This is a genomic window from Streptomyces sp. NPDC046379 (assembly GCF_055587785.1).
This window is the reverse complement of sequence record NZ_JBVJFP010000011.1, coordinates 15,303-37,335: the sequence shown is the minus strand read 5'-3', so window position 1 is coordinate 37,335 and position 22,033 is coordinate 15,303. Positions and strand designations below refer to the sequence as shown.

The 22,033-nt window shown below is 72.8% G+C and carries 19 protein-coding genes; 8 read left to right on the top strand and 11 right to left on the bottom strand.

Features of this window, described 5'->3' with window-relative positions; translation table 11 throughout:
• Positions 1–15 precede the first annotated feature (15 nt).
• Positions 16–1,188 carry a glycogen synthase gene (glgA, locus tag ACZ6KF_RS20000; RefSeq protein ID WP_469239462.1) on the bottom strand — a complete coding sequence of 391 codons (1,173 nt, stop codon included), beginning with the start codon at positions 1,186–1,188 and terminating at the stop codon, positions 16–18.
• Positions 1,189–1,225: 37 nt separating this feature from the next.
• Positions 1,226–1,996, bottom strand: a complete 771-nt coding sequence (locus tag ACZ6KF_RS19995; RefSeq protein WP_469239461.1) for a (2Fe-2S)-binding protein — start codon at positions 1,994–1,996, stop codon at positions 1,226–1,228.
• Between the two features lie 228 nt (positions 1,997–2,224).
• On the opposite strand from ACZ6KF_RS19995, the gene ACZ6KF_RS19990 reads away from it, so the two are divergent.
• Positions 2,225–3,472: a DMT family transporter gene (locus ACZ6KF_RS19990; RefSeq protein ID WP_469239459.1), complete on the top strand. Its 1,248-nt coding sequence runs from the start codon at positions 2,225–2,227 to the stop codon at positions 3,470–3,472.
• Here ACZ6KF_RS19990 and ACZ6KF_RS19985 read toward each other — a convergent pair.
• Positions 3,462–4,769, bottom strand: coding sequence for a transglycosylase family protein (locus ACZ6KF_RS19985; protein ID WP_469239457.1), 1,308 nt, complete (start codon positions 4,767–4,769; stop codon positions 3,462–3,464). The genes ACZ6KF_RS19990 and ACZ6KF_RS19985 overlap by 11 nt on opposite strands.
• Before the next feature lie 383 nt (positions 4,770–5,152).
• Here ACZ6KF_RS19985 and gndA point away from each other — a divergent pair, with 383 nt between their 5' ends.
• Positions 5,153–6,601, top strand: a complete 1,449-nt coding sequence (gndA, locus tag ACZ6KF_RS19980; protein ID WP_469175102.1) for an NADP-dependent phosphogluconate dehydrogenase — start codon at positions 5,153–5,155, stop codon at positions 6,599–6,601.
• Positions 6,602–7,153: 552 nt separating this feature from the next.
• On the opposite strand, the gene ACZ6KF_RS19975 is transcribed toward gndA, so the two are convergent.
• From ACZ6KF_RS19975 to panD, 3 genes are read right to left on the bottom strand one after another with little or no spacing between them, the layout of a single operon-like run.
• Positions 7,154–7,786, bottom strand: coding sequence for an aspartate/glutamate racemase family protein (locus tag ACZ6KF_RS19975; RefSeq protein WP_469239455.1), 633 nt, complete (start codon positions 7,784–7,786; stop codon positions 7,154–7,156).
• 5 nt (positions 7,787–7,791) lie between these two features.
• Positions 7,792–8,136, bottom strand: a complete 345-nt coding sequence (locus ACZ6KF_RS19970; RefSeq protein ID WP_469239453.1) for a GNAT family N-acetyltransferase — start codon at positions 8,134–8,136, stop codon at positions 7,792–7,794.
• A gap of 30 nt (positions 8,137–8,166) precedes the next feature.
• Positions 8,167–8,586, bottom strand: a complete 420-nt coding sequence (gene panD / locus ACZ6KF_RS19965) for an aspartate 1-decarboxylase (RefSeq protein ID WP_469239451.1) — start codon at positions 8,584–8,586, stop codon at positions 8,167–8,169.
• 391 nt (positions 8,587–8,977) lie between these two features.
• On the opposite strand from panD, the gene ACZ6KF_RS19960 reads away from it, so the two are divergent.
• From ACZ6KF_RS19960 to ACZ6KF_RS19945, 4 genes are read left to right on the top strand one after another with little or no spacing between them, the layout of a single operon-like run.
• Complete coding sequence (locus ACZ6KF_RS19960) at positions 8,978–10,267, top strand: extracellular solute-binding protein (RefSeq protein ID WP_469175106.1); 1,290 nt, start codon at positions 8,978–8,980, stop codon at positions 10,265–10,267.
• Positions 10,268–10,277: 10 nt separating this feature from the next.
• On the top strand, positions 10,278–11,300 hold the full coding sequence (locus tag ACZ6KF_RS19955; protein WP_469239449.1) for a carbohydrate ABC transporter permease: 1,023 nt from the start codon (positions 10,278–10,280) through the stop codon (positions 11,298–11,300).
• A complete protein-coding gene (locus ACZ6KF_RS19950) occupies positions 11,300–12,193 on the top strand; it encodes a carbohydrate ABC transporter permease (RefSeq protein ID WP_356629140.1) in 894 nt (297 codons plus the stop codon). Before ACZ6KF_RS19955 ends, ACZ6KF_RS19950 begins: the two co-directional genes overlap by 1 nt.
• Before the next feature lie 47 nt (positions 12,194–12,240).
• Positions 12,241–14,058 (top strand): CocE/NonD family hydrolase, encoded by a 1,818-nt coding sequence (locus ACZ6KF_RS19945; RefSeq protein WP_469239447.1) that lies wholly within the window; start codon positions 12,241–12,243, stop codon positions 14,056–14,058.
• A gap of 24 nt (positions 14,059–14,082) precedes the next feature.
• On the opposite strand, the gene ACZ6KF_RS19940 is transcribed toward ACZ6KF_RS19945, so the two are convergent.
• Together ACZ6KF_RS19940 and ACZ6KF_RS19935 are read right to left on the bottom strand one after the other, a co-directional pair.
• Complete coding sequence (locus ACZ6KF_RS19940) at positions 14,083–15,141, bottom strand: LacI family DNA-binding transcriptional regulator (RefSeq protein ID WP_469160739.1); 1,059 nt, start codon at positions 15,139–15,141, stop codon at positions 14,083–14,085.
• A 123-nt stretch (positions 15,142–15,264) separates the two neighbouring features.
• A complete protein-coding gene (locus ACZ6KF_RS19935; RefSeq protein ID WP_469239445.1) occupies positions 15,265–16,794 on the bottom strand; it encodes a glycoside hydrolase family 43 protein in 1,530 nt (509 codons plus the stop codon).
• A gap of 675 nt (positions 16,795–17,469) precedes the next feature.
• Here ACZ6KF_RS19935 and ACZ6KF_RS19930 point away from each other — a divergent pair.
• Positions 17,470–17,685, top strand: a complete 216-nt coding sequence (locus ACZ6KF_RS19930; protein ID WP_469239443.1) for an MbtH family protein — start codon at positions 17,470–17,472, stop codon at positions 17,683–17,685.
• A 309-nt stretch (positions 17,686–17,994) separates the two neighbouring features.
• Here the strand turns inward: ACZ6KF_RS19930 and ACZ6KF_RS19925 are convergent, their stop codons facing one another.
• Together ACZ6KF_RS19925 and ACZ6KF_RS19920 are read right to left on the bottom strand one after the other, a co-directional pair.
• Positions 17,995–18,156, bottom strand: a complete 162-nt coding sequence (locus tag ACZ6KF_RS19925; protein ID WP_469239441.1) for a hypothetical protein — start codon at positions 18,154–18,156, stop codon at positions 17,995–17,997.
• Between the two features lie 522 nt (positions 18,157–18,678).
• A complete protein-coding gene (locus tag ACZ6KF_RS19920) occupies positions 18,679–20,199 on the bottom strand; it encodes an MFS transporter (RefSeq protein ID WP_356629150.1) in 1,521 nt (506 codons plus the stop codon).
• 45 nt (positions 20,200–20,244) lie between these two features.
• On the opposite strand from ACZ6KF_RS19920, the gene ACZ6KF_RS19915 reads away from it, so the two are divergent.
• Complete coding sequence (locus ACZ6KF_RS19915; protein WP_356629152.1) at positions 20,245–21,201, top strand: helix-turn-helix transcriptional regulator; 957 nt, start codon at positions 20,245–20,247, stop codon at positions 21,199–21,201.
• Positions 21,202–21,224: 23 nt separating this feature from the next.
• Here ACZ6KF_RS19915 and ACZ6KF_RS19910 read toward each other — a convergent pair whose 3' ends face one another.
• Positions 21,225–21,884, bottom strand: coding sequence for a ScbR family autoregulator-binding transcription factor (locus ACZ6KF_RS19910; RefSeq protein WP_469160743.1), 660 nt, complete (start codon positions 21,882–21,884; stop codon positions 21,225–21,227).
• Between the last annotated feature and the right edge of the window lie 149 nt (positions 21,885–22,033).

The following is a 22,033-nucleotide window of genomic DNA, read 5'->3' as shown; positions in this document are numbered from 1 at the left end:
CCAGGGTCGTCAGGGCTAAGCCTGTTCGAGGATCTCCGCGTAGAGCCGCGCCGTGCGCCGGGCGATCGCGTCCCACCCGAACTCCCCCACGGCGCGCTCCCGTCCGGCCTCGCCCATCCGCCGGGCGGCCTCCGGGTCGCCGAGCACCCGGTCCAGCGCCCGCGCCAGGCCCGTCTCGAACACGGCGTGCTCCTCGTCCACCGGCACCAGCAGTCCCGTCACGCCGTCCTCCACGACCTCCGGGATGCCGCCGACCCGGGAGGCGACGACGGGCGTGCCGCAGGCCATCGCCTCCAGGTTGACGATGCCGAGCGGCTCGTAGACCGAGGGGCAGACGAACACGGCGGCGTGCGTGAGGAGTCGGATCACCTCGGGGCGGGGCAGCATCCGCGGGATCCAGTGCACGCCGTCGCGCACCCGGTCCAGTTCCTCGTACAGCTCGCGGAACTCCCGGTCGATCTCCGGGGTGTCGGGCGCGCCGGCGCACAGCACGACCTGTGCCGAAGGATCGATGTCCCGCACCGCGCGCAGCAGATGGGGCACGCCCTTCTGCCGGGTGATGCGGCCGACGAACAGCACGAAGGGGCGGGCGGGGTCCAGGCCGAGGCGGTCGAGGACGTCGGTGGCCGGATCCGGGCGGTACAGCTCGGTGTCGATGCCGTTGTGCACGACGTGCACCCGGGCCGGATCGAGCGCCGGGTAGCAGCCGAGGATGTCCTCGCGCATGGCGCCGGAGACGGCGATCACCGCGTCGGCGGCCTCGATCGCGGTGCGCTCGGCCCAGCCGGACAGGGCGTACCCGCCGCCGAGCTGCTCGGCCTTCCAGGGGCGCAGCGGCTCCAGGGAGTGCGCGGTCATGACGTGCGGCACGCCGTGCAGGAGCTTGGCGAAGTGCCCGGCGAGGTTGGCGTACCAGGTGTGGGAGTGGACGAGGTCGCGGCCCTCCAGCGCGGCGGCGACGGAGAGGTCCACGGAGAAGGTGCGCAGGGCGTCGTTGGCCCCGTCGAGCGCGCTCCAGGGCCGGTGCCGCACGACGCCGGAGGCGCGGTCGGCGGTGGAGCCCTCGCCCCAGCAGTGCACCTCGAGGTCGACCAGCGGCCGCAGTTCCCGGGCGAGGAACTCGACATGGACGCCCGCGCCGCCGTAGACGTCCGGCGGGTACTCCCGGGTCAGCAGTCCCACGCGCACCGGGAACCCCCCATCTCGACGGTTGTCCCGTTCATGGTCACCCAGATGTGCCGCGTGCGGAAGACCGCGGCGGCCTCGGGAAGCAGCAGTCGCCGCAGACGCCGCCGCCCGGGACGCGGTAGTACAGGCAGCAGCTGCGCCGCCGGAAGCCGCCGCCCGTGCCGGTTCCCCCGGTCCGGGTGAAGGCGCCGGTCGCGGCGAGCGGGGGGTGCGCGAACAGTTCCGCGGTCAGGGAGCGGGTGCGGGCGGCGACGTCCGCGCGGGCGTGCGCCCGCGCCCAGCGTTCCAGTTCGCGGGCGGCCCCGGCCAGCGCGGAGGCGGCGTTGCCCCACAGCAGCCCCTCGGCGAGCCGGTGGCGGGCGCGCAGGGCGAGGGCCAGCGGGCGCAGATGACCGTCCACGACGACCGCGGCGAGCGTCCCGGCGTCCCCCGGCGACGGCCGCGGAGCGGACAGCCACAGGTCGTCGGGGGCGCTCGCGTCGGGGTCCCAGTGCAGCAGCCGGGGGGCGAGGTCGGGGACGCTGCCGTACAGGGCGGCGCTGCCGAGGGCCGCCGACCAGAGCCGGGCGGCGAGCCCCTGCTGCGCGACGGAAGCGGCGACCCGCGCCTCCGGGGCCCGGATCGCCCCCGCCACTTTTCGGACCCGCGCCGCCAGCGGATCGGGGTGCGCGCCGGGCCTCCGGAGCGCGTAGGCGTCGGCGAGGGTCGGGAGCGCGGCCCGCGAGCCGTCGGCGTCCTCCACGAAGGTGCGCAGGACGAAGAACGGGCCGAGCGGCCGGAGGGCGGCGAGGCCGGGGTCGAGGTCCACGAACAGCAGTAGTAGCAGGGCTCGTCGGGGATGTCCCCAGGGGGGCGGGGAGCCGGGGTGCCCACCCTGGGGATGACGGAGGCCCCGCCGTACTCCATCGGCAGTACGACTCATTGAGTGCTCCAGGACGACGCCGGGAACAGAACGACGAGGCATCGTGTTGGTTATGAGAGCCGAACTGTCGCCGCGACGGGCCAGGAGCCCCCGCCTCCCGCAGAGGAGCAGCGCATGAGCGCCCTCGCGTTGTCCGTGCTGCTGTCGCTCGTCTCCGCCGTCGCGTACGCGGGAGGGGCGATCGTACAGGAGCGCGTGGCGGCGTCGTCGCCGGGCGAGGAGTACGTCCCCGTGCGGCGGCCCGTCTGGTGGGCGGCGGTGGCGCTGAACGGTCTCGGCGGCCTGCTGCACGTCGCGGCGCTCGCCTACGGCCCCTTGAGCGTCGTCCAGCCGTTGGGGGCCCTCACCATCGTGTTCGCGCTGCCCATGGCGGCGCTCTTCGTCCGTCGCAGGGCCGGCGCGACGGCGTGGCGCGGCGCGATCATGGCGACGGTCGGGCTCGCGGGTCTGCTGTCCCTGGTCGGCTCCTCCGGATCGGGGTCGCTGAACGGCACCCAGCAGGCGGCCGTGTTCATGGCGACCGGCGGCGCGGTCCTGGCCCTGATGATCGCCGGCCGCGCGGCGCACCGGCACCCCGCGGTGCGGGCCATGTTCCTGGCCACCGCCTCCGGCATCGCGTTCGGCATGTCCTCGGTGTTCACCAAGACCGTCGCGGTCGACTGGACCGGCGGGCCGTCGGCCGCCGCCGTGCCCTCCCTGGCCGCGATCGGCGTGCTGGCCACGGCCGGGCTGCTGCTGTCGCAGGCCGCCTACCGGGGCGCGGGGCTCGCGGCGCCGCTGGCCACGCTGACCGTCGTCAACCCGGTGGTGGCGGCCGCGGTGGGCCTGACGATGTTCGGCGAGACCTTCCGGTACGGCACCGCGGGCACCGTGCTCGCGCTGGGGTGCGGCGTGGTGGCGGCGGGCGGTCTGATCCTGCTGACGACGGAACGCATCGCACGCACCGAGGCGGCGGGCTCGGAGAGCGGGACGGCCGGGACGGAGGGCGGCGGGACGCCCGGGGCGGAGGACCAGGCGTCCGGGGAGTCCTTGTCCGGGGAGTTCCTGGGCGACGTGCTCTGCGGCCCGTCCCCCTCTCCGGAAAGCGTGCCGGCCAGGGCGTCCCGGGCGGGCGCGCCGTCCGGGACCGAGGCCGTCGGCGCCGGACGGGCCGCCGCCGCGCCGGCGCCCCGCCGGGAGGACGCCTCGGCGCCCGCCGCGGCTCCGGCCGGCTCCCCGCAGCGTCCGGCGGACGACGAGCCGACCCCGGTGGGAGCCGGCGCCCATCCGCCGCTTTCGCCCTACTTCGCCGGCGTGTGCGCGTCGTACGTGTCGGTGGTCTTCCCCGCAATCGACCCGCACCGCGTACGCGTCAAATCCTGACGCCCCCGGCCCGGAGGTACGCCAACGGGTCGACGTCGCTGCCCCAGCCGGGCCCGGTCCGCACCTCGAAGTGCAGATGCGGGCCCGTGCTGTTGCCCGTGGAGCCGGAGCGGCCGATGCGCTGGCCGGCGCTCACGGGCTGGCCGGACTTCACGGAGATCGCCGAGAGGTGCGCGTACTGGCTGTAGCGGCCGTCGTCGTGCCGGACGATCACCTCGTACCCGAAGGAACCGGCCCAGCCGGCGCTGACGACCCGGCCCTGCGCCACGGACTTCACGGAGGTGCCGGTCGGCACGGGGAAGTCGACGCCGGTGTGGTAGCCCTTCGACCAGTGCGTGCCGGAGACGCGATAGGCGGTGCCGAGGCTCCCGCTGACGGGGGCGACGCGCGAGGCGCCGCCGTTCGGGCGCTCCTCGCGGTCGGCGCGCTCCCTGCTCTCGGTGCGCTCGGCGGGCTTCGGCGCGGGTTTGGGCTTGGCCTTCGCCTCGGTGCGCGGCTGGGCCTCGGTCTTCGGCTTCGCCTTGGGCTTGGTCTGCGTCTTCGGCTTCGCCTCGCCCCCGGGCCCCGCCTCGGTCTTCGGCCGGGCCTCGGGCCGGGGGACGGGGGCGGGTCGGGCGGCCTGGCCGCGCAGGTTCAGGCGCTGGCCGGGGATGATCAGGTCGGGGTCGGCTCCGACGGTCTCACGGTTGGCGGCGTACAGCCCCTGCCAGCCGCCCCGCACGCGCTCCTCGGCGGCGATCCCGGAGAGGGTGTCGCCGCGGACGACGGTGTACATCTCCGCCTTGCCGGCCCGGGACTGCGGCGTGGTCTGCGGCTGCACGTCGGCGACGGAGGTGCCCGCCGAGGCGGGTCTCGCCGCGGTGCCCGTGCGGGCGCCGCCACCGGGGCGCGCGTCGGGGCCGGCGTCGGGGCTCTCGCCTCCGCGGGTGAGCCCCGCGCGCTCGGAGCACACCGGCCAGGCGCCGGGCCCCTGTCCGTCGAGGACCTTCTCCGCGACGGCGATCTGCTGGTCCTTGGTGGCCAGGTCGGCGCGCACCGCGTACACGGTGCCGCCGTAGGCCTCCCAGGTGGACTGGGTGAACTGGAGGCCGCCGTAGAAGCCGTTGCCGGTGTTGATGTTCCAGTCGTTGGTCGACTCGCACGCGGCGACCTTGTCCCACGTCTCCACGTCGGCGGCCTGCGCGGCGCCGGCGCCGACGAACGGCAGGGCCATGCCCGCGCCGCCCGCGGTGACGGTGAGCGAGGCGCGGTTGATCCTGTTCGGCTGATACCGGCGGTGCCGGCCGCGTGCGGCCATGAGAAGAGCCCCCTCGACATGCGTCCGGAGGCCAAAAGTAGGCGGGCTCGACAGGCGGTGACAAGGCGGCAATCGGCCGCCTCATGAGGACAAGTGGCCAGGAATTCCCCCTCGGTTGGCCGGTTCGCACGGCCCGCGAGGCGGGGGACGGGTTCGGCGCGCATCGAGGGCGCGGGCCGTCGCCCGGCCGAGGTGCGACGACGTTACCCGCACGTCAGGACGACCGGAGCAGTCATACTGACGGCCACGAGGCCGCATACCCCAGGGCCCTCACCAGCCCCACGACACAACAGGCACCACACACGCGCCACAAGCGCGACAAGCAGGACAGGCACGACAAGCACGACAGATCATTACAAACACCCTCAGGAGGACCAGGCGGTATGAGCGCTTCGGAAAATTCGGCCCAGATCGGCGTCACGGGTCTCGCGGTCATGGGCCGCAACCTCGCCCGGAACTTCGCGCGCAACGGTTACACGGTCGCGGTGCACAACCGGACGGCGGCGCGCACGCACGCCCTGGTGGAGGAGTTCGGCGGCGAGGGCGCGTTCGTGGCGTGCGAGACCGCCAAGGAGTTCGTGGCGGCGCTGGAGCGGCCCCGCCGTCTGGTCGTCATGGTCAAGGCCGGCGAGCCGACGGACGCGGTGATCCGGGAGTTCGCCCCGCTGCTGGAGCCCGGCGACATGATCATCGACGGCGGCAACGCGCACTTCGCGGACACCCGCCGCCGCGAGCGCGAGCTGCGGGAGCAGGGCATCCACTTCGTCGGCACGGGCGTCTCCGGCGGCGAGGAGGGCGCGCTCAACGGGCCGAGCATCATGCCGGGCGGCTCGAAGGAGTCGTACGAGTCGCTGGGCCCCATGCTGGAGAGGATCTCCGCGAAGGCGGCGGACGGCGCCCCGTGCGTGACCCATGTCGGCCCGGACGGCGCGGGTCACTTCGTGAAGATGGTGCACAACGGCATCGAGTACGCCGACATGCAGCTGATCGGCGAGGCGTACCAGCTGCTGCGCGACGTGGCCGGGTACTCCCCCGCCGAGATCGCGGAGATCTTCCGCACCTGGAACACCGGGCGGCTCGACTCGTATCTGATCGAGATCACGGCCGAGGTGCTGTCGCACGTCGACGCGGCGACGGGGAAGCCGTTCGTGGACGTGGTGGTGGACGAGGCGGAGCAGAAGGGCACGGGCCGCTGGACGGTCCAGATCGCCCTCGACCTGGGCGTGCCGGTCTCCGGGATCGCCGAGGCGGTCTTCGCCCGTTCCCTGTCGGGGCACGCGGCGCTGCGGGAGGCCTCGCGGGGCCTCGCCGGTCCGAAGGCGTCGCCGCTGAGCGGGGCGGAGGCGGGCGCGTTCGCCGACCGGGTGGAACAGGCGCTGTACGCGTCGAAGATCGTGTCCTACACCCAGGGCTTCCACGAGATCGCCGCGGGCAGCGACGAGTACGGCTGGGACATCGACCTCGGGCAGGTGGCGTCGATCTGGCGGGGCGGCTGCATCATCCGCGCGGCGTTCCTGGACCGCATCCGCTCCGCGTACGATGCCCGTCCGGACCTGCCGAGCCTGCTGTCGGACGAGACGTTCGCGCAGGAGATCGCGGCGGCCCAGGACGACTGGCGCGAGGTCCTGGTCGCCGCCACCCGCCAGGGCGTCCCGACGCCGGGCTTCGCGGCTGCCCTCGCCTACTACGACGCCCTGCGCGCCGAACGGCTGCCCGCCGCGCTCACGCAGGGGCAGCGGGACTTCTTCGGCGCGCACACGTACCGGCGGACGGACCGGGAGGGGTCGTTCCACACGCTGTGGGGCGGGGACCGGTCGGAGACGCCGGCGTAGGCGACGTCGCGAGAGCACCGGCCGCGCCGAGGGCCGGTGCTCCATGGGCCGCCTCCCGGCCGCGCCGCTCGCGGCGAGCCCCGCTCGTCGAACGGGGCCGACGGCTCCGACGTCAGGAGAGCGGCGGTCCCGGCTCGGGGTGTGGGACGGGCTCGGGGCCCGGCGGGATCGGGGACGGGTCGGGGCCGGGTACCGGGTCCGGTCCCGGACCGGGGCCGGGGTGGGGCGGGGCGGGAGGCTGCGGTGTGGGCTCGGGGCCCGGACCGGGAGACGGTGGAGTCGGCTCGGGGCCGGGGCCGGGGCCCGGTTCCGGCGCGGGCACCGGGTGCGGGGGCTGCGGCTCCGGTCCCGGGGTCGGCGCGGGCGGCACCGGGTCGGGATACGGGTTGGTCATGGTGTCCTCCGGCCAGTCGGTGAACGTCGGCTCTGGACTACTCCCCGCGTACCCGGCGCCCTGTGCGGTCAGTCACCCGACGGGGGCACTGCGTGGCGCAGGCGGGCGTGCGCGCCGAGCGCCCTCACGGGACCGACCACGTCCGCCGCGGCGGACGTTCACGCGAGGCGGGCCGCCTCCGCCGCGGCGGCGAGTCCGGGCCGCGGGCTGGACAGGACCGGCACCGCGGTGGAGGCGAGCCGCTGGGCCGGGGCCATCGACGCCTGGGCCAGCACGATCACGTCGGCGCCGGTGACCGCGTCGGCAGCGGCGGCGACGAGGCCGACGTACGCCTCGATGTCACCGGCCTCGAAACACGCCCACGCGCCGGCCACCAGCTCCGTACGCACCTGCACGGACCGGCCGGCCGCACCCGCCTCCTCCTCCAGGAGGGCCACGGTCGGCCCGAGCGTGGACGCCAGCGCGGCGAGGACGACGACACGCGGTCCGGCGGCCACCGCGGCGGCGGCCATCGGGCGGTCGACGCGCAGCACCGGCACCGCTGCCCCGGCCGCCTCGGCCACGCCGCCGAGGGTGGAGCAGGTGCACAGCACGGCGCGCGCCCCGTCGGCGACGGCGCGGTCCAGCAGGGCGCGTACGTCGCCGGCCACGGCCTCGGGACCGTCGCGGCGGGCCCTCACCAGCAGGTCCTCGTCCACGAGGTGGCGCAGCCGCAGTCCGGGCCGGTCCTCGTCGCGCAGGGCGTCGAAGACCGGGACGTGGACGGGCGAGGTGTGCAGCAGGGCGAGCACGCCGCTCAGAACCGCCCGGGGTGCGCCACGAGCCACTCCTTCGCCGCGCGCAGCTGCTCGGGGTCGGCGGCCGGCGCCTGCTCCGGGTGGCGTTCGGCCCATGCGACGACGTACGGGCACAGCGGGGCGACGGCGACGTCCTCGCGGGCGGCCACGGCGTACAGCTCGGTCGCCAGGGCGCCCGCGATGCCCTTCCCCTCGTGGGCGGGTTCCACGACGGTGTGCACGGGGACCAGGGCGGTGGCCGGCGACTCGAGGACGAAGTACTCGATGCGCCCGACGACCTCCTCGCCGTCCAGCGCTTCGAGGCGGCCGGCCGCCCGGTCGTCACGGATCACGATGTCGCTCATGGGCTCGCTCGCTCCTGGAACGTCGGTCGGTCAGGCCGGCACGGCCTGCGGGCTGCGCTGCTGGTCCGAGCCCGGCACGGGAGCGCTCGGGTCGCTGCCGAGTTCCACGATCCGGTTGTCGCCGTCCACGTGCACCACGCGCGGCTTCATGGACCGTGCCTCGGCGTCGGCGACCTGAGCGTAACTGATGATGATCACCAGATCGCCGGGATGCACGAGATGGGCGGCGGCCCCGTTCATCCCGACGACCCCCGAACCGCGCTCGCCCTCGATGACGTACGTCTCCAGCCGGGCGCCGTTGGTGATGTCGACGATGTGCACCAGCTCGCCGGGCAGCAGATCGGCGGCGTCGAGCAGGTCCGCGTCGATGGTCACGGATCCGACGTAGTGCAGGTCGGCCTGGGTGACGGTGGCGCGGTGGATCTTGGACTTGAACATGGTGCGCAGCATGGAGACACTCCCGGTTCGTCTGCTCCCTGCCTGCTTCTGCGGGTCAAGGGCGTTGTCGGGAGAGTACATCGACGGGCATCTCCGGTCAGCCGGCGACGGGTGTTGAAGGACTCACACCTCCCCGCGGCCGCCCCGGCCCGACGGTGTTCGGCCCGGCGCGACGGTGTCCGGCCTGATGCCGCCGAGCACATTCCCGTCGCCGTCACCCCGCCTGTTCGTCATCACGAACGACTGTCGATCCGTCGGTAACGATTGGGCAACTTGCGAAATTTTTTGGTTGCTTCGCATTCATTTTCGGCGATAGACCTGGCTCCTGCTTCGCGGATGGCCCATCAATTTGCGCAAAGTAATCAGCAGTTGGATCACCGACGACACATCAGGGAGTTCCACGATGACGAGGAAGACCCGCAGCGCGACGGCTGCCGCGATCGGCCTGTGCATCGCCCTCGCCGCTGCCGGCTGCGCCGGTGGCGACGCGGGCGGCGGCGCCTCCGACGGGCAGGGCACGCTGACCCTCTGGACGAACGCGATGGAAGGGCGCGGTGCGCAGTACTGGAAGGACGCCGCGAAGGCGTTCCAAGCCCTGCACCCGGACGTCACGATCAAGGTCCAGTCGGTGCAGAACGAGGACCTCGACGGCAAGCTGCAGAACGCGCTCAACTCGAACTCCGCACCCGACATCTTCCTGCAGCGCGGTGGCGGCAAGATGCGGGCCATGGTCGACGCCGGCCAGATCCGGGCGCTGGACGTGACCGACGCCGACAGGGCGAACGTGGGCGAAGCGGCCCTCGAAGGCGTCTCGATCGACGGCAAGGTCTACGCGATGCCGCTCGACACGCAGCCCGAGGGCATCTACTACAGCAAGTCCCTGTTCGAGAAGGCCGGCATCGCCTCGCCGCCGACGACGATGGAGGAACTCAAGGACGCCGTCGCGAAGCTCAAGGCGATCAAGGTCGCGCCGATCGCCGTCGGCGCCAAGGACGCCTGGCCGGCCGCGCACTGGTACTACAACTTCGCCCTGCGCGAGTGCAGCCAGGAAGCCATGCAGGAGGCCGCCGCGTCGCTCACGTTCGACGACCCGTGCTGGACCGAGGCCGGCGAGGACCTCGCCGACCTCCTGGAGACCGACCCCTTCCAGAAGGGGTTCCTCACGGCGACGTCGCAGCAGGGGGCCGGGTCCTCGGCGGGCCTGATCGCCAACCGCAAGGCGGCCATGGAGCTCATGGGCACCTGGAACCCGGGCGTGATCGCCGATCTGACCCCGGACAAGAAGCCGCTCCCCGACCTCGGGTGGTTCCCCTTCCCCGCCGTGCCCGGCGGCAAGGGCGACCCGACCGCCGTCATGGGCGGCGCCGGCGGATACTCGCTCTCCAAGAACGCGCCGGACGAGGCCCTGGCCTTCCTCCAGTTCGTCGTGACCAAGGAGCAGCAGGAGGCCTACGCCGAGGCCTTCGACACCGTCCCGGTGAACAAGGAGGCCCAGGGGGTCGTCACCGAGCCCTACAACATCTCGGCGCTGCAGGCCTTCAACAAGGCCGCCTACTCCATGCAGTTCCTCGACATCGTGTACGGCCAGAACGTCGGCAACGCCATGAACGTCGCCGTCGTGAACCTGCTGGCCGGCAAGGGCTCCGCCGCCGACATCGTCGAGGACGTCAGGGCTGCCGCCGAGAAGGGCTGAGTAAGCAGACATGAGCGACACCCTGGGCACCGACATGGCCGACGGCCGCACGGCGCGGGGCACGCCCGGATCCGGGGACGCGGTCGAGGCCGTGCCCCCGGATCCGCCGCGAGCGGCCGCGCACCGCCGAGGCCGTGCCGGGACGCGACTGGAGATCGCCGTCCTGTCCGCACCGGCGGTCGTCACGTTCCTGGCGTTCGTGATCTTCCCGGTCGCGCTCGCCGCCTACTACGGCTTCTACCGGTGGAAAGGCTACGGAGAGCCCACCGACTGGGTCGGTCTGAACAACTACGAGCTGATCCTCACCGACCCCGCGTTCCACGACGTGCTGTGGCACAACGGCCTGATCCTGGTGCTTTCGCTGCTCGTCCAGGGGCCGCTGGCGATCGTCCTGGCGCTCCTGCTCAACCAGAGGATCCGCGGCCGCTCGGCCATCCGCGTCCTGATCTTCGTGCCCTACATCATCTCCGAGATCATCGTCGGCACCGGCTGGAGCCTGGTGCTCCAGAGCAACGGCGCCGTCAACGACCTGCTGCACCGCATCGGCCTGGGCTCCCTGCAGGCCGACTGGATCGCCGACCCGGACCTGGCCATCTGGACGCTGCTGGCCATCATCACGTGGAAGTACATCGGCTTCGCGGTGATCCTGATGCTCGCCGGCCTGCAATCGATCCCCGACGAGATCTTCGAGGCCGCGCAGATCGACGGCGCCTCCTACTGGCAGATCCAGCGCCGCATCACGCTGCCGCTGCTGGCGCCGACGATCCGCATCTGGGCCTTCCTGTCGATCATCGGCTCGCTGCAGTTGTTCGACCTCGTCTACATCATCTGGGGCCAGTACGTCTCGGGCACCGCGGGCACCTCGACCATGGCGATCTACATGCTCGCCCAGGGCCGCAACGCCGGCAATTACGGCTACGGCAGCGCCGTCGCGGTCGTGATGTTCGTGATCTCCCTCGTCGTCGCGCTGATCTACCAGCGTTTCGTCCTGCGCCGCGACCTCCGGGGCGCCGTCACGGAAGGGACCGTGTGATGAGCGCGTCGACCTCCGCCTCCCGGGTGTCCCCCGCGCCGGCGCCGAAGGCGCCCACCGGCCGCCGCGTCGGGCCGCAGAAGTGGGGCAGCCCTGTCACCTACTTCGTCGCGCTGCTGTTCGTCGGCGTCTGCGTCGCACCGGTGCTCTACATCGTCCTCGGCGGATTCCGCACCAACGCGCAGATCACCACGGACCCGGCCGCCCTGCCGAGCCCCTGGGTGACCGGCAACTACACCGGCATCCTGAAGTCGACGGTGTTCTGGGGGCAGTTCGCCAACTCCCTCATCGTCGCGATCGCCAGCACCGTCGGCATCGTCGCCCTCGGTCTGATGGTGAGCTTCGCGATCGCACGCTACGACTTCAGGCTCAAAGGCGCGCTGTACTCCCTGTTCGCCGCGGGCCTGATGTTCCCGATGGTCATCGCGATCACTCCGCTGTACCTGGTCATCAAGGACCTCGGCCTCGTCGACAACCTGCTCGGCGTGATCGTCCCGCAGATCGCCTTCGGCCTGCCGACGACCGTCATCATCCTCGTGCCGTTCCTCAGAGCCATCCCGCACGAGATCGAGGAGGCCGCCGCCATCGACGGCATGAGCCGGCTCGGATTCTTCTTCCGCATGGCGGTCCCGCTGTCGCTGCCCGGTGTGGTCACCGTCGGCATCCTCGGGTTCGTCGGCAGCTGGAACAACTACCTCCTGCCCCTGTACGTCCTCAACTCGCAGGCGAACCACACCCTGCCGCTCGGCGTCCAGGTGTTCTCCTCGCAGTACTCCACGGACACCGCGAAGGTGCTCGCCTTCACCTCACTCGCCATGCTGCCCGCGCTGGTCTTCTTCTCGGTCTTCGAGAAGCGCATCGTCGGCGGCCTCACCGGCGCGGTGAAGGGGTGACGCCGGTGCCGGGCCCCGGACCGGACCGCCCCGCGCCCGCCCCTGCCGTGCCTTTCGGCAGGGGCGGGCCGCCGACCGACGGCGCCACCCGGCCCGCCTCGTCCTCGCGCCGTTCCCCGGAGGCGACCGCCGCACCGGCGGACCCGGTCGCCGAGCGCCGAGAGGTGACCTGCGCGCTGCGCGACGGAACACGGCTTCGGACCGTCCTGCTGGTTCCCCACGGGACCGGGCCGTGGCCGGCCCTGCTGACCCGCCATCCCTATGACGTGGCCCGGGAGGAGCACGACGGGATGCTGGACGTCGGGCGCCTCGTCGCCGCCGGTTACCTCGTCGCGCTGCAGGACGTACGGGGCCGCTTCGGCTCCGAAGGCGTCTTCGACCCTTGCGCGCAGGAGGTCGCCGACGGCGCCGACGCCGTGGCCTGGCTCGCGGCACGCCCGGAGTGCACCGGCGCCGTCGGCATGTGGGGCGCGTCCTACGCCTCGGACACCCAGTTCGCCGCCCTTCTCGGCGGCGCCCCGGCGCTGCGGGCGATCGCTCCCGCCATGACGCCGGCGATGTCGGCGCTCGACGGTTTCCGGTTCCGCGGCGGGGTGCCGGAGATCGGGAGCACCCTCGCGTGGACGCACTACGCGATCGCCCCGGACATGATCGCCCGCATCGGCTCCGCCCGCGAACGGGAGGCCGAGCGGAGGCGGTGGGAAGCGACCGAACGCGCGATCACGACCCTCGACGCGTTCCGGGCCGCGGACCCGTCCGCGGGGCGGGACGCGGAGGCGATCGTCCGCTGGGGTCTCGGCCTGTTGCGGGAGCCGCTCGGGTCGGCGCGTCACCGCGCGGGCAAGATCGTCGACCGGATCGACGCCATCGACGTCCCGGTCTTCCTGATCGGCGGGTGGTTCGACGTCTTCCTCGGATCGACCCTGGAGGTCCACCGGCGGCTGCGGCGCCGCGCGAAGGACGCCGGCGGGCCGGTGCCCCGTCTTCTGGTCGGCCCCTGGACGCACGACGACATGTCGGGCCGGACGGCCGGTGTGGACTTCGGGCCGGGCGCGTCCGCCGACGATCTCGGCGGCGACGGAGACCTCACCGCGCAGCACGTTCGGTGGTTCGACGCCGTACTGGGCACGGGCGCGACGGACATGCCGCCGGTGCGCGTGTTCCTGATGGGCTCGAACCGGTGGATCGAACTGGAGGAGTTCCCGCCGCGGGACACGCGGACGCTGGAGCTGTACCTGAACGCCGGGGGAACGCTCGCGACCGAGCCGGCCGGGAGCGCCGAACGACGGCTGCCGAGCGATCCGGCGTCCCCGGTGCCGACCCGGGGCGGTGCGGTCCTGCTCTTCGGGACGTTCGGGGCGGGTCCCGCCGACCAGGCGGCGATCGAGGCGCGGCAGGACGTGGTCTCGTGGCGCACCGAGCCGCTCGCCGGGGAACTCACGGTGATGGGCACGGTCCACGCCGTCGTCCACCTCGTGACCACGGGAACGGACGCGGACGTGGTCGTGCGGCTGTGCGACGAGCACCCGGACGGCGTCAGCCGCGTCGTCACCGACGGCGTACAGCGGGGGTCGGCGCGGTCCGTCGACCCGGTCACCGGCCTGGGCGACAGACGGCCGGTCGAGCCGGGCCGGGATCAGGAGTTCGTCGTGGACCTCTGGTCGACGGCGCACACGTTCCTGCCGGGCCACCGGGTGCGCGTCGACATCGCACCGAGCTCGTCCCCCCGCTGGGACGTCGGACGCAACGCCTTCCAGCCGGCCGGGGCGAGCACGCCGCCGACCGCGGCCGAACACACGATCCTTCAGGGCGCTGCCCGTCCGAGCCGCCTGGTCCTCCAGGTGGTGCCGACCGCACCGCGATGAGACCGGCGGACACGCCCGCCCGCGTCAGCGGCTCGGCGCGGCGGTCGCCGGGGCGGGTCCGGTGGAGGCGCGGACGACCAGTTCGGTGGCCAGCTTCATGCGGGCGGGGGGTCGGGCGCCGCCGTCCTCGCCCCTGGAGAGCTCGACCAGCAGCTTGACCGCCGCGGCGCCCAACTCGGTGCTGGGCTGTCGGACGGTCGTCAGCCCGGGGGTGATGCACTGCGCCTCGGGCAGGTCGTCGAAGCCGACGACACTGATGTCCTCGGGTACCCGCAGGCCCCTTGCGCTCAAGGCGTCGTAGACGCCCAGTGCCATGGAGTCCGCGCAGGCGAAGATCCCCGTGATCCCGGGGTCGCCGTCGAGCAGGGCGTGGGTGGCGGTCACCGCCTTGGCGCGGTTCCAGCCGCCGTGGGCCACCGACACCGTGGCACCGCCGGCGGTCGCCGTGTCGGCAGCCGCCCGGAAACCGTCGACGCGGGCCCGGCTGAAGAGATGGCGGGCATGGCCGGCGACCACCCCCATCCGCGCATGGCCGAGGGACAGCAGGTGCTCGGCGGCCATACGGCCGCCTTCCCAGTTCGCCACGCCGATGCTCGCCACGCCTGACGGCGGTGTGGTCATGGGGTCGATCAGCACCACGGGGACGCCCGCGGCGAAAAGCGCGCCGAACTGCGCCGAGGCAGGGTCGACCAGCGTCCCGATCACGCCGAGGGTGCGCCTTCTCAGCACCCTCGACACCCAGTCGCTGTGCGGATCGGCGAGCGTCAGGACGACGTCGAGTCCCGCTGCCGCCGCTTCCCGCCCGACCCCCGCTGTCAGCAGGTTCGCCCATGATCCCTCGAAGTGGGTCACCACGAGGTCGAGCACACTGGACCAGCCGTTCTCGTCCCGCACGCCCTCGCTCTTGGACCCGGCCCGGCGGGTGTAGCCGACGGCCTGCACGGCTTCCATGACCCTCGCGCGCGTCTCCGCCGAGACGTCGGTTCCGCCTCGCAGCACCTTGGACACGGTGGGCACGCTCGTACCGGCGGTCTTGGCCACCAGGGACAGGGTGGGGCGCGATCCGGCTGGTCGGGGCGGCATGAGGGAAAGGTTAGCCCAACCGGGGCAGGGGCCTTCCGCGAGCCGGGCAGGCGGATCGAGCGGGGTGCGGGCCGGCCGCGGACGGATGCCCTCGGGGTGCGGCGCCCGCCCGCGCCCCGTGTCTCACACGGACGGTGCCGGGGCCGGGGCGTACTCGAACCGGTCGAAGGCGACCGTGCCCTCGGTGGCGTACATGCCGATCACCCGGCCGGTGAAGCCGCAGGCGACCTCGGTGGACAGGTAGCGCCCGTCCAGTTCGGCGAGCGGCCGGGCGTCCGGGGCGTCGGGATCGCCGAGCCAGAAGGCGATGGTGTCGGGGCCCGTGGTGCCGCCGTCGGTGAGTTCGGGCGACGCGGGGACCAGCCCTGACGTCCGGATGGTCACGGTGAGGGGGAGCGGCCCGGCCGGAACCGGCAGGCGGGCCAGGGTCTGGCGCAGCGGTCCGATCCGGGCGACGACGCCGACCTCCCCTTCCCCGGCCTCGACCTCGTAGTGGTGGGCCTCGTCGAGGCGCACGCAGAGACCGCCGCGTCCCGTCCCCGGGTCGATCACGGCGGTGACGCGGCAGTCGTGGTGCTGCTGGCGGCGGCCGACGAAGGTGTACCCGGGGCGGTCCAGGGTGGGGCCGGTGGCGTTGAGGACCAGCCATCCGGGGCGGTCGGTGAGCGACCAGGAACCCTCCGGGCGGGCGAACGGCGAGATCCAGTGCGGCGCGAGAGCGGGACCCTCGAAGTCGTCGCGGGCGGGCGGGGCCGGAACGGGATGCCAGGCGCCGCCCGGTGCCGCGTGGCTGTCGGGAACGGGCCCGACGACGGGCCAGCCGTCCTCGTCCCACGCCACGGGGGTCAGGAACGTCTCGCGGCCGAGCACGTGCACGTCGGGCGTGAAGCCGCGGGGGCGGACGCCGAGCAGCACCATCCACCAGCTGCCGTCGGGGGCCTGCACCAGGTCGGCGTGACCGGTGTTCTGGATGGAGCGGGCGGTACCGCTGTGGGACAGCAGGGGGTTGGCGGGCGCGCCCTCCCAGGGGCCGCGCGGGGAGCGGCTGCGGGCCACGGACACGCTGTGGCCGCGTTCCGTGCCGCCCTCCGCGATCAGCAGGTACCACCAGTCGCCGATGCGGTAGAGGTGCGGCGCCTCGGGGTACTTGAGACCGCTGCCCGACCACGTGGCGAAAGGTCCCTCCAGCACCGCGCCCCCGACCGGGTCGATCCTGGCCATGTTGATGCCCCCTTCGGGGCCGGAGAAGGCGCACCAGCAGGTGCCGTCCTCCTCCCACGCCAGGTCGGGGTCGATCCCGGACAGGTCGATCCAGACCGGGTCGCTCCACGGACCCTCGGGCCGCTCCGCCGAGACGACGAAGTTGCCGCCGCCGTCGACATTGGTGTTGATGACCCAGAAGCGGCCGTCGTGGTGGCGGATCGTGGGGGCGTAAAGACCTCCGGACGCCTTGGCCCCGGGGACGGGCAGCGGCAGTTGCCCGGCCCGGTCGAGCACGTTGCCGATCTGCTCCCAGTGCACGAGGTCCTTGCTGTGGAAGAGCGGCAGCCCGGGGAAGTACTCGAAACTGGAGCACACCAGGTAGTAGTCGTCACCGACCCGGCACACGCTCGGATCGGGGTGGAACCCGCTGATCACAGGGTTGCGGTACATGTGCACGAAAAACGTTCCCCCTTGAGCGGCCGGGCACCGTGAAGCGAGTTCCAGGGCCGTCCCGTCAGGGTCCTGCCCGCAGTCCGCAGATTATATGCACAGCCAATCAGTCCTACGGGAGAGCTCGAGAACACTCGAACGAGTGCATTTACCTGGCCCATTCGGCCCCCACGGTCACGAATCGGCTACGGTAATCAACGAGCGGATACCGGAACCCGCCGACGAGAAATTCGACCCGGAATCGCGACCTCCGACATGCATACTTCCGTCCGTCCAGGCGTGCGCCGCTTCGGTGTCCGCGGTGCCCGAGGTCATTGTCCTCCCCGTCGTATCGCGCCCTCTTCGCGCTGCCGGTCGTATCGCGTCGCGTTTCCCGTCACGGCCGATCGTATTGCAGCGCTTTTTCCACCCTTTCCCCCTGTCGCTTCACCCGTCGCGCTTATCGGGGTGACCGCGACCCGCACAAGGGTGTTCTCATCACATGCCGTCTCTGCTGGGCGCCGCAGCCGGATCACGGATACCGCCCCGGCCGTACGTCGCCGGCCGCATCGGATCCCAGGAGATCCCACCCGGCACGACAGGATGACCCAGGCCGGCCCGGATCGGTCCGGTCCTGGCCACCAGGATCGCCGAGGTCTCCGGCGACGCCACCACCAACCAGGAGGACTGATTCCCATGACCAACCCCTTCGACGACCAGAACGGCGCCTTCCTCGTGCTCGTCAACGACGGCAACCAGCACTCGCTGTGGCCGCAGTTCGCGGATGTCCCCGCGGGCTGGACCGTCCTCCACGGCCCCGACGCCTACGCCGCGTGCCTGGAGTACATCGAGCGCAACTGGACCGACATGCGGCCCAAGCGCTCCGCCGACGCCATGGACGCCCAGCGGTAGCGCGGCCGGCATGACCTCCACCGGCACCCCGGCGACCCCGCCGCGGCACCGCGCCCGCCCGCGGCCCGCCTGGACCCGTACCCGCTCCGACGCCCGCATGCGGCGCGAGAGCCCGGTCCGCGCAGCGACCAGGGCATCCGGCGCCTCACCCGGCACCCCGACGTCGAAGCGGCACTGGGCGAGCTGCGGCTGTCCAGCGACCGGGACCGGACGACCCGCGCGTACAGCGCGCTGGGCGGTGATCTGAAGGCCTCCGGCCGGCCCGACCCGGTGATGACCGGCACCGGCCCACCTCACACGCCCGGCCGCTCAGGCGGACGACCGGGCCTTCACCGCCCGGCGGGTCGAGGCGCTGTGCCAGGGCACCCAGCGGATCGTCGACGAGGCGGTCGTGGCCGGGCCGTCGATGGACCTGATCAGGGCGGTCGCCTCCCCGCTGCCGCTGTCCGCCGTCCGCGAGCTGTTCGGCATCGCGCCGGGTACCCCCTGCGGGCGAAGGGCCGGTTCCGCCGCATCGGCCGGCTCTGCGAGGACATCGACGAGCGCGAGGCGGCGATCGAGCAGTACCCGGCCGGGCCCGCGCGCCCTGCCGTCGGCGCTGGGCGCCGAACTCGGCTCGGCGCCGGCCCGTCACGCGGGTAGCCCGTCCGCCGCCGTCACAAGGCCACGAAACCGGTACCGTCCGCGCCACCACTTCAAGGCGGCGCCGTCCGGTTGCGTCAGCGCCCGCCGCCCCTCCCGGACTGCGTGCCGCCGACCGGGCTCCTTCGAGTGGCGCTCCTGCCCCGGACTCGCTTCTCCCTCGTGGCCCGGGAGGCGGAGGTGGTCACGGACGTGGCCGCGCGCCTCGCCCGAGCGTGCGGCGCGGACCGGGTCTGACGGCCGGGCCGAGCGCCCGAGTCCGTCCTGCGGACGGGCGCGCGGATCACCCGGACAGGAATTCTGTCCGGGTGATCGGGCCCGCCCGGGGCGAGCGGACGTCCTGACGGATCGTCAGGCAGCGCTCTGCGCCCGGTCCGGAGTGTCCTGGGGAGAGAGGTCGGGGTCCTTCGGCGTCGCCGGCTTGGGCAGCCAGCGCAGCGCGAGGACACCGAGCACCAGGTGCAGGAGGCTGGCTGCGATGGCGGCCGCGTGCAGGCCGGTGACGAAGGCGGACTCCGCGTCCTTCACGACCGAGGGCGCCAGGTCCGGAAGCTGGAGCGTCTCGTCGAGGGTGGGCGCGAGGTCGGGCCCCTGGACCCGGAAGATCAGTGCGGCGAGCGAGCCGAGCAGCGCGATGCCGAGGGCGTTGCCGATCTCGTTGCTGGTCTCGGCGATCGCGCCCGCCGAGCCGGCCCGCTCCGGGGGGACGGCGCCGACCGCGGTGTCCGCGACGACGGCGAAGGAGATGCCGTAGCCGACGCCGGCGACGACCGTCGAGGCGACGTACCAGCCGACCCCGCCGGTGGTCATGGTCGGGAGCAGGAGCAGCAGCCCGGTCGCGATGGAGAAGTGACACAGGATCAGGGCGGTCCGCTTGCCGATGCGGTCGACCACCATCGGGGTGACGATGCAGGTGGTGGTGAGCACCACGGCGCCGGGCAGGGCGAGGAACGCGGCGTGCAGGACCGACAGTTCGAGGACGGACTGGAGGTAGACGCCCGACAGATAGGCCGACGCCGACCACGCGGCCAACGGCAGCAGACCGGTGATGATGGCGACCGTGAAGACGCGGTCGCGGAAGAGCGAGAAGTCCATCAACGGGTGCTCCAGGCTCCGCTGCCGCAGGCCGAACCACGTCAGCAGCGCTGCTCCCGCCAGTGCCGCGACGACGGGGACGGCGGAGACGCCTTCGGCCGCCGCGTGCTTGAGGCCGTAGATCGTCAAAAGGAGGCCGAGCGCGGAGGTGGCGACGCTGAGCACGTCGACGCGCCCCGGCCTGGTCGCGCGCACCTCGCCGAGCAGAACCGGCGCGAAGATCAGGAAGAGGGCGATGACGGGAAGGTTGACCAGGAAGACCGAGCCCCACCAGAACCGCTCCAGCAGGAGGCCGCCGACGATGGGTCCGATGGCGAACCCGGCGGCGAACGCCGCGGCGAAGATGCCGATGGCCTGGGCGCGCCGGCGCGGGTCGCCGAACAGCTCGCTCAGCACGGCCAGCGCGGAGGGCAGGAGCGTCGATCCCGCCACGCCCATGAGGGCGCGGGCGGCGATGAGCAACTCCGGGGAGGGGGCGAACGCCGCCAGCGCGGATCCGATGCCGAAGACCGTCGCGCCGATCATGAGCAGTTTCAGGCGGCCGTACCGGTCGCCGATGCTGCCGAACGCGATGAGGAGGGAGCCGACGGCGAAGCCGTAGATGTCCAGGATCCACAGGGCCTGGTCGGCGGTCGGAGTGAGCGCCTGGCTGAGCCGGGGCATGGCCAGGAACAGGATCGATCCGTCCATGGCCACCAGGAGCACGGGCCCGAGGATCACCAGCAGTCCGAGCCAGGCCCGTCGTCCGGGCGGATTGTGCGTGTGCTGTTCAGACATGCCTTCACGGTCCGGCACGGCCCGCGGGTCAGCCATCCCCATGCGATGGGTACACCCAGCAGGTATACCCACCGGGGTGCGAGGGCGGCCTACCCTCATGTCGTGGAGAACCTTGGAACGTTCTTGAAGAGTCGCCGTGACCGGGTCAAGCCCGCCGAGATCGGTCTGCGTACGTACGGGAGCGCCCGCCGGGTCCCGGGACTGCGGCGCGAGGAACTCGCACAGCTCGCGGGAGTGAGCGCGGGGTACTACACACGCCTGGAGCAGGGACAGGTGGAAACGGCCTCGGAGCAGGTTCTCAACGCCCTCGCCCGGGTGTTGCAACTCGACGAGATCGAGCGCGTCCACCTGCACAACCTCGCCCGCCAGCCCGCCAATCCCGGACTCTCCGAACCGGGCCAGGAGTCGCCCCATCCACGCGTGCTCACGCTCCTGGAGTCCCTCGACGAGGCGACACCGGCGATCGTGCTGGGCCGGCGCGGGGACGTGCTCGCGTGGAACCGCACCGGTCACGCGCTCGTCGCCGAGCACGTCGACTTCGACGCGGTGCGGGAGCCGGCGCGCCGTCCCTCGATCCCCCGGATGTTCTTCCTCGACCCGCTCACCCGCGACCTGTACCGCAACTGGGACGAGCTGGCCCATGTGCACGTCGCCTATCTCCGGCTCACCGCGGGCCGGTTCCCCACCGACGCGCGCCTCGCGGGACTGATCGGGGAACTCACCATGCGCAGCGACGACTTCGCGATGATGTGGGCGGCCGGGGAGGTCGCCGACTGCACCGTCGGCACCATGCAGCTGCAGCATCCCACCGTCGGCGCCGCGAGCGTCACCTACCAGGTCTGGCTCCAGCCGGACAGCCCCGACCACCGGCTCGAGATCTACACCCCGAACGACGCGAGTTCCGCCGACGCCCTGCGGATCCTGACGCACCAGGAGCGCACGGACACCGAGAAGGAGCACCAGGCGAAGCGCTGCCGGCCGGCCGAGGACGTCGCCCCCTGACGGTGCGCCGGCGGCGGTCCGGGTCAGGGGTGGTACACGCGGCCGGCGTCCGCGTCCGTGGCCGTACCGAGCAGCCGTTCCGCGCGGTACGGGGAGGTGTCCAGCTTGGCGAGGACGCCGGTGCTGGCGACGTTGGGCAGGATCAGCTGGTAGAGCCGGGCGATCTCCTCGGACAGGTCGAGCCCCTCCGGCAGCGCCTCCGTCACCAGTTGCACCCCGGTCCAGGCGCCCACGGTCAGCCGGGCGATCTCGCTGGGGACGGCGTGCGGCAGCAGTTCGCCGCGTTCCTTGGCCTCGACGAGCAGGTCCTCGCCCAGGCGGATCCAGTCCGGCCAGCGCGTGCCGAACAGGCCGCGCGCCCGTGGGTCGACGGACAGCTGGACGGCGGCGCGCAGCATCGGTTCCCGGGGCAGCCGGTGGGCGAGCACGAGGCCGAGGTCGACCCATTCCTGGAGCTTGTGCGTCTGGGGCGCGATGCCCTCGCGGGTCACCGCCCGCGCGAGCACGCCGTGCGCCATCGCCTCCTTGGTGGGGAAGTGGAAGTACAGGGCTCCGCGGGTCAGCCCGGTGCGCTCGATGAGCGCCGCGATGGTGGCCGCCTCGTAGCCGACCTCGATGAACAGGCTCGCCATGGCCTCGAGAATGGCCTCACGCGTACGGATCGCACGCTCCTGCCGCGCCATTCGGCCACCCCCCGGACTCCCACGTCCCGCCGGGACGCTGAACTGTGCTTCGTATTTCAGCCATGAAATACCGTATGTTCGGTATGTTACCAAGCTCGGCGGGCGGCACGCGGAGCCGGGACGGGGGCTGCCCCGGCTCCGCGTCCCGG